This window comes from Hungatella sp., from assembly GCF_046966825.1.
The window spans coordinates 1-14,240 of the sequence record NZ_JBKVCZ010000058.1; the positions used below are offsets into that span (position 1 = coordinate 1).

Below are 14,240 nucleotides of genomic sequence, written 5' to 3' on the forward strand. Positions count from 1 at the left end.
GAATAGGCTTCTCTCATTTCTTCAATTGTAGCCGGCAAACTGATACCTACACCGGGGCTTACTGTCCGGCTCAAATAAATCTTAAACATTTAATTTCCCCTCTCTATCCCTCCGCATAGCCGATTCTATTTTTGATACTCTATTAAAAAAGGCCAGCCATTTTTTGATCTGGCTGACCTGAAATTTCACTCCATATCCTCTTTTACTCGTCTCACATCTATGAAAAGGCCAAAAAATCGGGGTCAAAAACGGCCATTTTTTGCCCGATTTTTCCCTCGATTTTTCGCCAAAACCACTATATCTTGTGGTTTAACCCCTCTATTTTCCCTTCAAACCACAATTCCGCATCATTATTACCACCTCGACATTCCCCGTCCCCGGAAACATATCCACCGCACACACCTTCTCCACCTGATACCCTCTCTCCTGGAACACCGCCAGATCCCTCACCAGGCTCGTAGGCTTACAAGAAATATATACAATTCTTTTCACTCCATAGTCGATGATCTTTCCCAGCGCCTTCGGATGGATTCCGTCTCTCGGCGGGTCAAGAATAATCAAATCCGGTTTTTCACCGATATCATCGATTACCTTCAAAACGTCTCCTGCGATAAACTCGCAGTTATCCAGCCCGTTCATCCTCGCATTCTCCTTCGCGGCCTCCACGGCTTCTTCCACGATCTCTACTCCGACCACCTTTTTGGCGACCGGCGCGATCATCTGAGCGATGGTACCCGTCCCACTGTATAAGTCGAACACGACCATGTCTTTCGTATCACCAACATAGCTTCTCGCCTTATCGTACAGTACCTCGGCCCCCAGCGAATTCGTCTGGAAGAAAGAAAACGGAGATATCTTAAACTTTAACCCCAGCAGCTCCTCATAGAAATAGTCCTGTCCATACAGAATATCGGTCCTGTCATTCTTCACCGCATCGGACAGACTATCATTCCACGTATGAAGAATACCAACGATCCGGCCGCTTAACGGAAGGGAAAGCAGTAGCTCCGCAAATGGCTTCAAATCCGGATCCTCCTGGCTCGTCGTCACTAAATCCACCAGAATCTCCCCTGTCTTAACCGCGCGGCGCACCAGAAGGTGGCGTAAATAACCCGTATGCTGCATCTTTTTATAAAATCCCAGCCCCAGCTTCTCAAAATACTCTTTGGAGGCCTTTAAAATCTCACAAAAATCCGGATCCACGATCTGACACTCTGTGGTAGTCACCACATCATAAAAGCTTCCGCGCCGGTGCATCCCCAGTGCCATCGGACCGTCCTTAAACTCATCGCCGAATGAGAACTCCATCTTATTGCGGTATCCGCCGGACTGCGGACTTCCCAGAATCCCCTCAAACTCATAGGAATCACAGACGCTGTCCAGCAGGCTCTTAACCTGCTTTTCCTTTATCTCCAGCTGCTTCTCATAAGGGATCGTCTGGTAAATACAGCCGCCGCAGGCGCCGAAATGGACACACGGCTTTTCCGCGGTCTCCAGAGGTGACTTTTCCACCACCTCCACGATCTTTCCTTCCAGCCGTCCGCCCCGCTTCTTCGTAATCATCACGGACACCTTCTGTCCCGGAAGTGCGTGCTTCACTGTAATCTTTCCTGATTCCGTCACCAGTGTCCCTTTATCCGGAAAATCGAATTTCTCTATAATACCTTCATATATCTCGCCTTTTTTCACGTCATCTACTCCTGTTCTCGTTTATTCCCGCAAGCAACGAGCCAATCATCCAACACGTTCCTCACTGCCCTCATTCCTCACCACTCTCACTCGTCTCCACTCTTCATTCCCCACCACTCTTCACTCATCTCCACTCTCACTCCCCATCACTCTTCGTCCCTCACCACTCCCGCCCCGACAGCGTCAAAAAGCGTGTCTCAATCGCTGAGGCACGCTTCTTTTTTCTAAATGTCCTTCTTACTGTTCAGAACCCTCGCCCGGTGTATCGTCTTCGAAGAAATCATCATCGAAATCATCGTCGAAATCATCTTCAAAATCCTCTAAATAATCCGGTGTGAAGAAACGGTAAACCGCATACGCAATGCCGGCGACTGCCGCTACAGCACCAATGATGGCAAGTATCCATAGAATACAGTTTTTCTTCTTTTCGTCTTCTTCTCTCTTGTGCAGCAACTCGTTCAGTCTGCTTGAATTCACGAGTTCCTCTACTCTGTTCATAGCTTCTTTGCTCATCGTATCGAATCTGTTCATATCATCCACGTCCTTTCTGAGAGCCTATTCCATAAAAATATGCGGCAGAAACGAAATCTTTCTGTCTGTCGTTCTTATTATACCATCATCTTTATGCTTTTACTATCTTTTTTGATTATTTTTATTTATTTCGATTTTTAACCGTAATGCTTCAGATGGCTCACCTTCTTGACCTGAAAAGCCGATCAGATCGGTTTCAGCTTTGCAAAGGACGCAAACATCTTCTTGATCCCCGCCTTGTCAAAACAGACGGTTACCTCGTAGTCTTTTCCGCCATCCTTGATCTCCACCACATTTCCCTCGCCGAACTTTACATGGCGGACACGGTCGCCTTCCTTATAATCCAGAGCGCCGGATTTCTCTACGGTAAATGCCTTGCCAAACGCCGGTTTCTGAACCGGTGACGCAGTCTTTGACGCATAGGCATTGCTGCCCGGCCCGAAGCTGCTGACACCCGCAGCCTTATTTCCCCAGGTCGTCGGTCTCTGGCCGCCGGACGCACCGCCTCCGCTACCCGTTCCGCCGCTTCCGGAACTGCCCCAGGAGCTGCCGCCTCTGGCATTTCCGCCACCCTGGCCCCAGGGCAGGTCGCTGTCGTCAAAGTCCGAAGATTTCCGGAACGGGGAAAGCCTCGGTTCCAGCTTATCACATTCCAGCAAATCGGCCGGAATCTCTTCGACGAACCGGCTGGTCTTGGAGTAACGGGTTTCCCCGTTGATCATTCGCTGTTTAGCTCCCGTCAGCATCAGGAAATCCTGCGCCCTGGTAATTCCAACGTAGCAGAGACGCCGCTCTTCCTCGATCTCCTCCTTGTCATCCGAGGAGATCGACATCATACTCGGGAACAGTCCATCCTCCATACCACTTAGATACACCCGCGGGAACTCCAGTCCTTTTGCACTATGTAAGGTCATCAGCGTCACCCTGTTTTCCGAATCATCCATCCGGTCCACATCCGCGACCAATGCAACCTCCTCCAGGAATTCGGAGAGTGTTCCCTCGTCGTGCTCCCGCTCAAAACTGACCGCTTTGTTGATCAACTCCTCAATATTCTCTAAACGTGTCTGATACTCGATCTCGCCTTCCGCTTCCAGCTCTTTCTGGTATCCCGACTCATCCAGTACATCCTCAATCAGCTCCCGGATCGAGTAGTCCTCATAACGGATCCTCTCTCTGAAATCCTCGATCAGCGCCGTAAATTTAAGAATCTTATCTGCAGCCTTTCCAAGCCCCGGAACCGCCTGGGCACGGCAAAATGCGTCATAGATACTGAAATCATGCTCCGATGCAAATGCCTGGACCTTTCCCACGCTGGTGCCGCCGATCCCCCTCTTCGGAACATTGATAATACGAAGGGCCGACAGATCGTCCCTTCCGTTGTCAATCGTCTTCAAATAGGCCAGAATGTCCTTGATTTCCTTACGCTGATAGAAGTTTACGCCTCCCACCATGCGGTACGGCACATTGCGCTGAAGACATTTTTCCTCGATCAGACGGGACTGGGCATTAGTCCGGTAAAGAACCGCGCAGTCCTGATAGCCGCATTCGCTGTTCTGAATATCGCGCACGATGGCGTCTGCTTCCTCCGCTGCCGTCTCAAACTGCTTATACTGCACCAGAGGCCCTTCCTCGTTAGCCGTCCACAGCGTCTTGGACTTTCTCCCCCGGTTGTGGCGGATCACCTCGTTGGCCGCATTTAGGATATTCTGGCTGGACCGGTAATTCTGTTCCAGCTTAATCACCGAAGCCCCCGGATACGACTTCTCAAAGTTCAAAATATTCCCAATATTGGCTCCCCGGAACTTATAGATGGACTGGTCATCATCACCTACCACACAAAGATTTCTGTACTTACCGGCCAGAAGACTCACCAGCTTAAACTGTGCAGTATTCGTATCCTGATACTCATCCACCATGATATATTTAAAACGCTCCTGGTAATAATCCAGGACCTCCGGATTATTCTGAAACAGCTCCACCGTCTTCATGATCAGATCATCGAAATCCAGCACATTATTCTTCTTAAGCTGGCTCTGATACTCCTTATAAATCTGAGCCACCTTCTTCTGACGGAAATCGCCTCCCGCATTCAGTTCAAACTCCGCAGCCGTCACCAGTTCATTCTTAGCTGTCGATATAAAGCCCAGCATAGCCCTGTCTTTATAAAGCTTCGGATCGATCTCCAGCGTCTTTAACACCTGCCGCATCAGAGTCCTCTGGTCATCTGAATCATAAATAGTAAAATTCGTCGTATATCCAAGGCTCTCAATATGGCGTCTTAAGATTCTTACGCAGGAAGAGTGGAACGTACTCACCCAGATGCTCTCCGCTCCGAATCCCACGATCTTATCCACACGCTCTCTCATCTCTCCAGCCGCTTTGTTGGTAAAGGTAATCGCCAGGATATTCCACGGATTTACCCCCTTCTCCTCGATCAGATAGGCGATTCGATGGGTCAGCACCCTGGTTTTTCCCGAGCCGGCTCCAGCCAGCACAAGAAGCGGTCCTTCCGTATGGAATACCGCTTCTCTCTGTACTTCATTCAATGTATCGTAAATGCTCATAAACGTGTACCGTCATTTCCTTTCGTCAACCTGTTATTTCGATTCCCAGATATTTTTTGATATCCTCAAGCTGTTCCGTCGCAAGACGGCGCCCGTCTTCGTAGAGTGCTTCCAGCTTCTTTCTGTCCTGTTCCGTTCTCGACACGGTCACCGGTTTGTCGGGACGGATCACGTAGATTCTGCCCGCCTTTTCCAGTTCATCGATCTCTTCCTGCATCCGGTTGTACCGTTCCGGCGCCTCCTCCAGAGCCTTCAGAAGCCGGGGCAGCGGTTTAAAATACCGTTCATACGCCCGTCTCGTCCATTTATCCACAGGCTTTTTCCTGTAGCCCCGATTCCTGGTCAGTATGACAATTACCTTTTCATATCCCTCATCGATAGCTCTCTGATAGGCGATCGGCATAGAACAGCCGCCGTCCAGATATTTCTTCCCTCCCACGTCGATCATACGCGACATAATAGGAAGGCTGCTGGAGGCCTTCACCGCCTCTATGAAATTCTCGCACTCCCCTTTTCCGAAATATTCCGGTTTTCCCGTCTTACAGCGGGTAGCAACCACCTCAAACCGCTGCTTCGACGCCTCAAAAGCCTCAAAATCAAATGGAATCAGCGTCTCGCTCAATTCCCCAAACAGAAAATCAAAATTAAAGATCGAACGGTTTTTCACCATACTGCGAAAACTCATAAACCGTTTATCATTTACATAATCTAAATCTACCCGGATCGTTCTTCCGATCTGTTTGCTGATATAGCTCATTCCGCACATGGATCCCGCAGAAACGCCATTCACATAGGACATCTCGATCCCCTGTTCCATAAATACATCCAGCACGCCAGCCGAAAATACTCCTCGCAGAGAACCTCCTTCCAGTACTAATGCTCCTTCTGTCATGTCATTCACCTCGCATCCTATTTTATTGCATTTCCTCCCGCGGGTCAATCCCTTTATGAAAAAGCCAGCCAATCTCTCCATTTACAGACCTTCCGCACTTTACAAAACCAGTCTACAGAAACTGGCTCTGATACAGCTGATAATAAGCCCCTCTCTTCTCCATCAGCTCCTCATGGCTTCCTGCCTCCATGATATTGCCCTGGTCGATGACGAAAATCCGGTCGGCCTTTCTTATAGTAGAAAGGCGATGGGCAATGACAAAGGACGTACGCCCTTTTAAGAGCGCCTCGATGCCCTTCTGCACCAGCAGCTCCGTGTGAGTGTCGATGCTGGAGGTGGCCTCATCCAGAATCAGGATGCCCGGCTTCGACAGCATGGTTCTGGCAAATGCCAGCAGCTGCCGCTGGCCGATGGAGAGCCGTGCTCCCCTCTCACTGATCTCGGTGTCATAGCCGTGCTCCAGCTTCATGATGAAGTCATGGGCGTTCACCGCCTTGGCGGCTTCGATCATTTCCTCGTCCGTGGCATCCAGGCGGCCGTATTTAATGTTATAATTAATGGTACCGGAAAACAGGAAATTGTCCTGTGTCATGATCCCCATCTGGCTTCTCAGACTCTTCAGCGTCACCTTCCTGATATCGCAGCCGTCAATCAGTACCCGCCCGTCTGTCGCCTCGTAAAAACGGCTGAGCAGGTTCACAATCGTCGTCTTGCCCGCTCCCGTGGGGCCTACCAGCGCGATGGTCTCCCCCTGGCGTATATGGAAGTTTACATCCTTAAGGATCATGCGTTCCGGCTCATCATCATACGCGAAGGAAACGTGTTCAAAATCCACTGTCCCCTCAATATCCGGCAGTTCCTCCGCTCCCTCACAGTCACGGATTCCCGCTTCCGTATCGATGATGTCGAAAATACGCTCCGCCGCCGATATGTTGGTTGTCAGCTTATTATAAAAATTGGCAAGGTTCCGGATCGGACTCCAGAACATGGCAATATAGGTAGAAAACGCGAGAAATGTACCGATGCCGACCTCGCCCACACCGATGATGCGGATGCCGATAAAATACAGCAGAAATCCGCCGAGCCCCCAGGTAATCTCCACCACCGGGCCGAATCCGTCCGCCACAACAACGGCGTCGATAAATGCCTGGTAATGCTGCTTAACCAGATCGTAAAACACGGCTCTCGTCTCCCGCTCTGCCGCAAAGCTCTGAATCACCCTGATACCGGAAAGATCCTCATGCACGTAGGCATTTAAATTAGAAGTCTTTTTTCTGTAGATCTGCCACCGCTTATGGGCCGTCGTCTCAATGACCAGCATTCCCACTACCAGAATCGGCAGGGTCAGCAAGGCCGCCATGGCCAGCCGGTAGTTCTTGATCAGCATGATGACCGCGACGCAGACCACGGTAATCAGGTCCGGAATCAGCTGAGTCACGCTGTCTGACAGCACATCCTTTAAGGAATTCACATCGCCGATAATTCTGGCCAGTATTTTCCCGGTGGGGCGGCTGTCGAAAAATCCGAAGCTCAGCGTCTGAATATGGCGGTACAGCTCATCTCTGATATTTAGAAGGACCTGGTTTGACACGTCCGACATGATATACATACGAATCTTGGTCCCCGCCAGGAAAAAGAGAAACATGACCACGGCCAGAGCCCCCAGCTTCAGAAGTCCCTTCACATCTCCGGACGCCACACAGACGTTGATGGCATACTCCATCATAATGGGCGTCGCCATGCTGATGGCAATGGTTCCGGCCATAATGAGAAGCACTACCGATATTTGCTTTTTATAGACCAGAAGGTACTTAAACAACCGGATGAGCGTATCCTTTTTCAGTACTTCCTTCTGTTCTTCGTCGATTCTGCTTGTATTTACTGACATGACTGCTCCTCCTCTCCATATTGTACCTGATAAGTCCTGTAATACTGCCCCTTTTTCGCCATCAGCTCCTCGTGGGTGCCGCGTTCTATGATTCTTCCGCCTTCCAGAATCAGGATTTCATCCGCATGGCGGACGGCAGAAATCCGGTGGGCGATGATGATCTTGGAACTGTCCTTCTGCATCTTTAAGCGGCGCTCAATCTCCTTCTCTGTCTCCATATCGAGTGCCGACGTGGAGTCATCGAGAATCAGAAGCGGCGTTCTCTTTGCGATCGCCCTGGCAATACTGATTCTCTGCTTCTGACCGCCGGAAAGTCCGACGCCCCGCTCTCCAATCACGGTATCGTACTTTTCTCCCAGATTCATAATAAAATCATGGGCCTCCGCACAGATGGACGCTTCCTCCACGCTCTCCCACTCGGTTGCGTCCCGGTTTCCCGTCTTAATATTGTCCGTGATCGTGTCAGAAAACAGGAATACATCCTGCATAACCACCGTGGTCTGGCTCCTTAAAAGGGTCAGTGGCAGCTTCCGGATATCGATGCCGTCCAGCAGAACTTCTCCGTTTGTCACGTCGTAGAATCTCTGGGTTAAATTGACGATGGAGGTCTTTCCGGAACCGGTCACCCCCATGATTCCCAGCGTCTTTCCCTTCGGCAGGGTAAAATCGATGTCTGTCAGAATCCTCGAACCGTATAAATCAAAATCCACATGCTTGAACTGAAGCTCTCCCTCGATCTTTTCAGGAATCACAGGCGCCTCCGGTTCCTTGATATCCGGCTTCTGGGCCATGATCCGTTTGATCTTCTTATTGGAAGCCATGGCCGCAGCAAAATCATTGCTGAGCCATCCAACCATCTCCATCGGCCAGATAATATTGTTGGCGTACTCCGAAAATGCGCCCAGTTCTCCGATGGTGATCCGTTTCTGAATAACCATGATGCCGCCGACTACGATGATCGCCATCAGCATCACCTTGGAAAGAAAGGAGACGTTAGGCTGATACTTTACGATCAGCTTCGCCTGCTCCATATTTAAATCGTAATACCGCTTGTTATGGCGTTTGAACCGGTCAATCTCGTAATCTTCTCTTGCAAACGCCTTCACGGTCCGCACACCCGCTAAATTCTCCTGGGCCACGGTATTGAGCTCCGCCGTCTGCTCACTGATCTTGTCGTAGACCTGGCCAAGACCATTCTCCATCTTTAAGCCGTACCAGGCGATTACCGGCATAACGAGCAGCGGAATCACCGTCAGCACCGGGCTTAAGCGGAACATGCAGGTCATGATAATCACTGTGTGAATGGTACATTCGATGATCAGCATTCCGACAAATCCCATGGCATTCCAGATTCGGTCCACATCGTCCTTGACACGCGCCATCAGCTCACCGGTGTTATGGCTGTCGAAATATCCCATGGACAGCGTCTGGATATGGTCGAAAAGATCCTTTCTCAGGCTGCTCCCGATACCCGACGCCGAATAATCAAAGATAAATTCCTTCATGTACTGGAAAATGGCTCTTCCAAGGCCGATTCCCAGAAGCCCCAGCAGCAGGCGCATGAGCATCTCCATCTTTCCGCCGACGATGACATCGTCAATGATGTGTCTCGTTATCTGAGGCGACGCCGCATCCAGCAGAATGCTCACTACCATGGCCGCTATGGCCACCACATACAGGATCCCGTACTTTTTTACATACTTCCCTAAATTCCTCATGTTGCTCCCCCTTTGTCTATACTGTGCCATATCAAGTCAATCGCAGTCCTGGAACGTGTTAAAAACTGCCCGGTCTGCGAATTACCTCAAAAAACAGGAAAAAGCCGTCAAAAACAGCAAATTGCGGCTTTTGACGGCTTTCCACCATAAAAATAACCGCAGTCCAGTTCAGACTGCGGCATAGTTACTCAAATTCAGATAGCAAACTGACTTCCATACGAAATAATGGCTGATCAGAGACCGAATTCTTTCCTGAGGCAGACTGACTGATTGTTATTGTTTATAATTCCACTGCTAATTGTACGAGATTTCATATTTCTGCCTCCTTTTCCTTTAATCGGTAATCTAGATACTAGAATACTGCCACTTTTCCGTTCTGTCAAGCACTTTCTGTTTTTCATGATCAGCTCTCAATATTCCAGTACAACTTCAATCCTGTCTTTCCCGCGGTTGTAATAGTAAACCTTCTCAGACAAAAAGTCGTCATCCGACGGCATCTCCCTGTTGAGATCCTTTAAACTCTCCCGTATCGTCTCCGGATACACCTTTTCACAGTTATGGATCGCTGCCTCGTGCATGCTGGTAAACGCGATGTACAAATCGTTCCCCATCATTTCTCCCAGCCGCTTCGCCACGCCGGGCAGAAAGATGGCCACCGCTCCGTTGATCTGGCTCTTAGTCGTGACGAACGTAGCGCAGGCGCCGCCATCCATCCGGACGCAGCTATCCCGTTCCATAAAAATACCGTAGTCCTCATCCTCAAACCGTTCGACGTCGAGCCAGTTGAAGAGACGCGGCGGAAACAGCCTGTATGTATTCTCCATGGCGTCCTTCATCACCTGTTCCCGGCTCCTGTTCCATCCGTCAAATACCACCTTCGGCACCATGGAGCTCGTGTACAGTCCGCTGAAATTCCCGATGCTCACATAGAGTGTCAGCGCAATATCCCCCGTCACCTCGCAAACGCCTTCTTTCAGCTTCTCCGCATTCTTCTCATAGTTCAGAGGGCGGATGACCAGATACTCCCGAATGGACTCATAGTCCTCCATATGCCCCAGCGGACTGCTCTTCTCAATCTCCCTGCATCGTTCCAGACAGTCGGAAGCCTCTGACAGCAGCTCCTCCATGGTTTTCCCCAGCCGGAAATCCTGGTAGATCTCCGTCATATGGAACCGCTGGATATGGATCCCGGGACCGTCCCCTCTCAACTCCACCACCAGTAAATCCTCCGGTTCTTCTTCCTCACCATCTTTTTGCAGCGTAACCTTCGCGCCCCACTCCTCTGTCATCAGAATCAGAAACGCCTGAAACTGCTCCACAAACTCCAAATACTCTTTTGTTTCTCTCTCTTTTTTCATCGTGCATTGCCCTTCTCTTTCTTAAATTTCCTGTAATCATGAGAATTTCATGGATTAAAGGATTTGTAAGGGAATTTAAAAATGCCCGGCATTTCGTGGAAATACGCGCAGCCCTCCACCATCAGGAATGCGGGAAAACGCGCAACCGTATGATTCTATCTTTTATTATACGTTTTAAGCGTGAAAATTACAATACTGGAAACAGATTGCCGAACCGGCAGAACAGAATCAGAACTTCAGAATGATATTATTATAAACCGGAACTCCGGCTCTGTCAATGGCAACCGGCTCCTGCACCCCTATATTTTTCTTACAGTTCACGGCCCTGTCAGCCCCTGAACTGCAGCCCGCTTTCGACAGGCTTCGTCATATCAGACGGCCGGCGCGTTCCCCGCGGCCGGCCGTCTGTCACTGCTGTCTAATCTCTCTCAATTCTAATCTCTCCCAATTACAAAACTGAAAGTAATGTCGTGTTCACCGCTTACGCAGTATTCCGGATAAACCGGCGCGCCCCAGCTGTCATCTCCGCCGACGCCCCGCATGGCCGCCAGGATCGTTACGACCGTATACCGCGGCTGCGGCAGTTCCTCCAGGTGAGCGGCATGCTCCAGCTCCTCCGCCGTATAAGGAAGAACCGATCCCTCAAAAGGACGTCCCTGCGCGGTAAACCGAATGCTGTGTCCCGCTCCGTCCGTCACCTTCATCCATCGGATTCCGGTGCGGTTTCCGCATTCCTGCGGAACGAGATAGCGCGATACGCTGTTCGCCGCCGTATCCTTAAAGATTCCGAGGCGTGCGCCTGCGTTTCTGTCACGGTAATTCTCCTCCGGTCCCCGGCCGTACCACTCGAAATCACCACCCGTTCCGCTGATGCGGAATCTCATGCCGAACAGCGGCAGCTCCGGCAGTCCTTCCCGTCCGAAGTAGTGAGCCGTGGTTTTAATCCGGCCTTCTCTGTCCACCTCGTAAACGACCTCCGTCACAGTCTCAGGAATCGTTGGCAGGCGGTAGGTATAGGCGACACGAACGCTGTCTTCCCCTTCTTCCACCACGCAGGTTTTGCTGTCGTAAAGCGGAAAGCTTCCGGCGCCGTACCAGGCGGCGCTGGATACGGAGAATTTATTGCCTTTGTCGTTATCCGTAGTCGCTCTCCAGTACACAGGCATGGGAATCTTCCCAATCCACTCCCGTCCGTCATAGACGAGGGATACAATGCCGCCCTCCTGCTTCGAGAATATTATGTGGAATCCATTTCCCTTCACGCCAATATTTACATCACCGTGAATAACAGTGAACGGAAGGCGGTCGTTATCAGTGTGACACTCTTCAACGAAGTTCTTACCAACACAAGTCTCACCAACACGGTCCGCACCAGCACCAGCAGCGCCAGCATCAGCACCACCAGCAGCGCCAGCATCAGCACCGACAGCTCCAGCACCGACAGCTCCAATCACCCGGCAGCTTTCCCCGAAAGCCGTCTCATACCCGGCATCAGCCCACAGCTCCGCTCTCTTTTTCACTGCGGACACCTGATACACATACTCTCCCGGCTCTGTAAATGCAGGAGCCGGCACGCTCACATACTCCCGCTCTCCCGGATTTACCCGGGCACAGAATCTCTCCGTATGGACGGGTTCGCCATTCCTTAAAGCAAGCCAGATGAATTCTAAGTCGGAAGTGTCGGTAAACAGTCTCCTGTTTTCGATCTCCACACCGCAGGCATCCGGAATCAGCCTCAGATCCTGATAGAGGAACTTCACTTCCTGCGCCTTCGGCGAAATGGTTCTGTCCGCGTAGACGATTCCATTGCCGCAGAAATTATAATCAGTCGGCCGGTCGTCAAAGTCCCCGCCGTAGGCCATATGCAGGACGCCGTCCTCGTCGGCCTTCATCAGAGCCTGATCCACATAATCCCAGATGAAACCGCCCTGATACATGGGATACCGGTCCTCCAGTGAGGTGTATTTCTCCATGCCGCCCAGAGAATTGCCCATGGCGTGCATATACTCACACAGGATAAACGGCTTCTCCGGTTCCTGGTTTAAATACTCCTCCACCTCCGCAGGCTTTGCGTACATGCGGCTCTCCATATCGCTGGTCTCATTAAATTCCCGGTTCCAGAAGACGCCCTCATAGTGAACCAGTCTGGACGGATCCCTCTCCTTGAAATACTTCGACATGGCGAGGATATCTTCGCCCGCGTACGATTCATTTCCACAGGACCAGATCAGTACGGACGCGTGATTCTTATCCCGCTCCAGCATGGACTTTGCGCGGTCCACCACGCATTCCTTCCACTCCGGAAGGCTTCCCGGCACGTTCCAGGAAGGTTCGCAGGCCCCCATCTTCTGCCAGGAGCCATGGCTCTCCAGATTCGCCTCGTCGATCAGATAGATCCCGTACTCATCGCAGAGCTCATACCATCTCGACTGGTTGGGATAGTGGCAGGTACGGACCGCATTGATGTTGTGGCGCTTCATAAAGCGGATATCCCAGATCATGTCTTCTTCCGTGACGGCGCGTCCTCTTTGCACATCGAACTCATGACGGTTGATTCCGCGGAACACGATTCGTTTCCCGTTTAAGCACATGAGGCGGTCTTTCATCTCGAAGCGGCGGAAACCGAGTTTCTGGGGAACGATCTCCACGATCCCTCCGTTTTCGTCATACAGAATGACGGTCAGCGTATAGAGATAAGCATCTTCCCCGCTCCACAGATGAACCTCCGGCACCCTGCCCGCAAAAAATGTGTTCTCTCCGGCAGGCATGCGTTCCCAGACAGCGGCGGTATTCCCTTCCCGGTCGGTCAGCATGGCCGATACACTGCCCTTCGTGTTTCCTTCCAGCGTTAAATCCACCGTGAGTTCTCCGTTCTTTAAGTCCTCCTGGACGCCTGGGCGGACAAAGATGTCCCGCACATGGCATTCCGGCACCGCGTAAAGATACACATCCCGGAAAATACCGGAGAACCGGAAGAAATCCTGATCCTCGATCCAGCTGGCGCTGCTTCTCTTATAGACCTCCACCGCCAGACGGTTGACCCCATCCTTTACGAAATCCGTGATTTCAAATTCGGAGGGCGTAAAGGAATCCTCGGAATAGCCGGCGAAGCGGCCGTTTACCCATACGTAAAAGGCACTCTCCACCCCCTGAAAGGACAGAAACAGCCTCTTATTCTTCAGGGCCGCGTCCGTCTCAAACTCCTTCACATAGCTTCCAACAGGATTATCATCCCAGTCCACGTGGGGAGGCCGCAGCTCCGAGTGACCCTCCCACGGATACATCGTATTAATATACTGACATTTTCCATATCCCTGCAGCTCTATATGGCCGGGGACCGTGATTTCTCCAAAATCACCGAGACTTCTCTCAGGCAGATAAAAATCCTTTTTCCGCTGCTCCGGCTTCGGGGCATAGGAAAATTTCCACGTTCCGTTTAGGGACTGACGCAGCTTCATGATGCCGCTGTCCGCCTCCTCCCTGCTCTCATAGAACCGGTGGTCGGAATGCGCCTCCAGACGGTTTACCGCAAACACCTCCGGATTTTCAAGCCAGGTTAAATCGGCATGATAGTGATCCATAAGTACATCCTCCTTTTTC

The 14,240-nt window shown here is 51.1% G+C and carries 8 protein-coding genes; all 8 read right to left on the minus strand.

The window, feature by feature from the left end; all coding sequences use genetic code 11:
* Positions 1-318 precede the first annotated feature (318 nt).
* A complete protein-coding gene (rlmD, locus tag ACLTD4_RS17810) occupies positions 319-1,689 on the minus strand; it encodes a 23S rRNA (uracil(1939)-C(5))-methyltransferase RlmD (protein ID WP_117634169.1) in 1,371 nt (456 codons plus the stop codon).
* A gap of 237 nt (positions 1,690-1,926) precedes the next feature.
* On the minus strand, positions 1,927-2,220 hold the full coding sequence (locus ACLTD4_RS17815) for a hypothetical protein (RefSeq protein WP_002600022.1): 294 nt from the start codon (positions 2,218-2,220) through the stop codon (positions 1,927-1,929).
* 185 nt (positions 2,221-2,405) lie between these two features.
* The gene (locus ACLTD4_RS17820; protein WP_117622761.1) at positions 2,406-4,784 is read right to left on the minus strand and encodes an ATP-dependent helicase; all 2,379 of its coding nucleotides are present in this window, start codon (positions 4,782-4,784) and stop codon (positions 2,406-2,408) included.
* A 25-nt stretch (positions 4,785-4,809) separates the two neighbouring features.
* Positions 4,810-5,676 carry a patatin family protein gene (locus ACLTD4_RS17825; RefSeq protein WP_002600024.1) on the minus strand — a complete coding sequence of 289 codons (867 nt, stop codon included), beginning with the start codon at positions 5,674-5,676 and terminating at the stop codon, positions 4,810-4,812.
* 112 nt (positions 5,677-5,788) lie between these two features.
* Entirely contained in the window at positions 5,789-7,564 is a 1,776-nt protein-coding gene (locus ACLTD4_RS17830; RefSeq protein WP_117622762.1) for an ABC transporter ATP-binding protein, read from the minus strand.
* Positions 7,555-9,282, minus strand: coding sequence for an ABC transporter ATP-binding protein (locus ACLTD4_RS17835; RefSeq protein WP_117622763.1), 1,728 nt, complete (start codon positions 9,280-9,282; stop codon positions 7,555-7,557). Before ACLTD4_RS17835 ends, ACLTD4_RS17830 begins: the two co-directional genes overlap by 10 nt.
* Positions 9,283-9,692: 410 nt before the next feature.
* Positions 9,693-10,640 (minus strand): DUF5688 family protein, encoded by a 948-nt coding sequence (locus tag ACLTD4_RS17840; protein WP_055655860.1) that lies wholly within the window; start codon positions 10,638-10,640, stop codon positions 9,693-9,695.
* Between the two features lie 434 nt (positions 10,641-11,074).
* Positions 11,075-14,221: a glycoside hydrolase family 2 TIM barrel-domain containing protein gene (locus tag ACLTD4_RS17845; RefSeq protein WP_117622764.1), complete on the minus strand. Its 3,147-nt coding sequence runs from the start codon at positions 14,219-14,221 to the stop codon at positions 11,075-11,077.
* Between the last annotated feature and the right edge of the window lie 19 nt (positions 14,222-14,240).

Excerpts from the sequence above, each read along its gene's own strand:
- ACLTD4_RS17815 (WP_002600022.1), bottom strand. The coding sequence starts at position 2,220 with ATGAACAGATTCGATACGATGAGCAAAGAAGCTATGAACAGAGTAGAG.
- ACLTD4_RS17820 (WP_117622761.1), bottom strand. The coding sequence starts at position 4,784 with ATGAGCATTTACGATACATTGAATGAAGTACAGAGAGAAGCGGTATTC.
- ACLTD4_RS17825 (WP_002600024.1), bottom strand. The coding sequence starts at position 5,676 with ATGACAGAAGGAGCATTAGTACTGGAAGGAGGTTCTCTGCGAGGAGTA.
- ACLTD4_RS17830 (WP_117622762.1), bottom strand. The coding sequence starts at position 7,564 with ATGTCAGTAAATACAAGCAGAATCGACGAAGAACAGAAGGAAGTACTG.
- ACLTD4_RS17835 (WP_117622763.1), bottom strand. The coding sequence starts at position 9,282 with ATGAGGAATTTAGGGAAGTATGTAAAAAAGTACGGGATCCTGTATGTG.
- ACLTD4_RS17840 (WP_055655860.1), bottom strand. The coding sequence starts at position 10,640 with ATGAAAAAAGAGAGAGAAACAAAAGAGTATTTGGAGTTTGTGGAGCAG.
- ACLTD4_RS17845 (WP_117622764.1), bottom strand. The coding sequence starts at position 14,221 with ATGGATCACTATCATGCCGATTTAACCTGGCTTGAAAATCCGGAGGTG.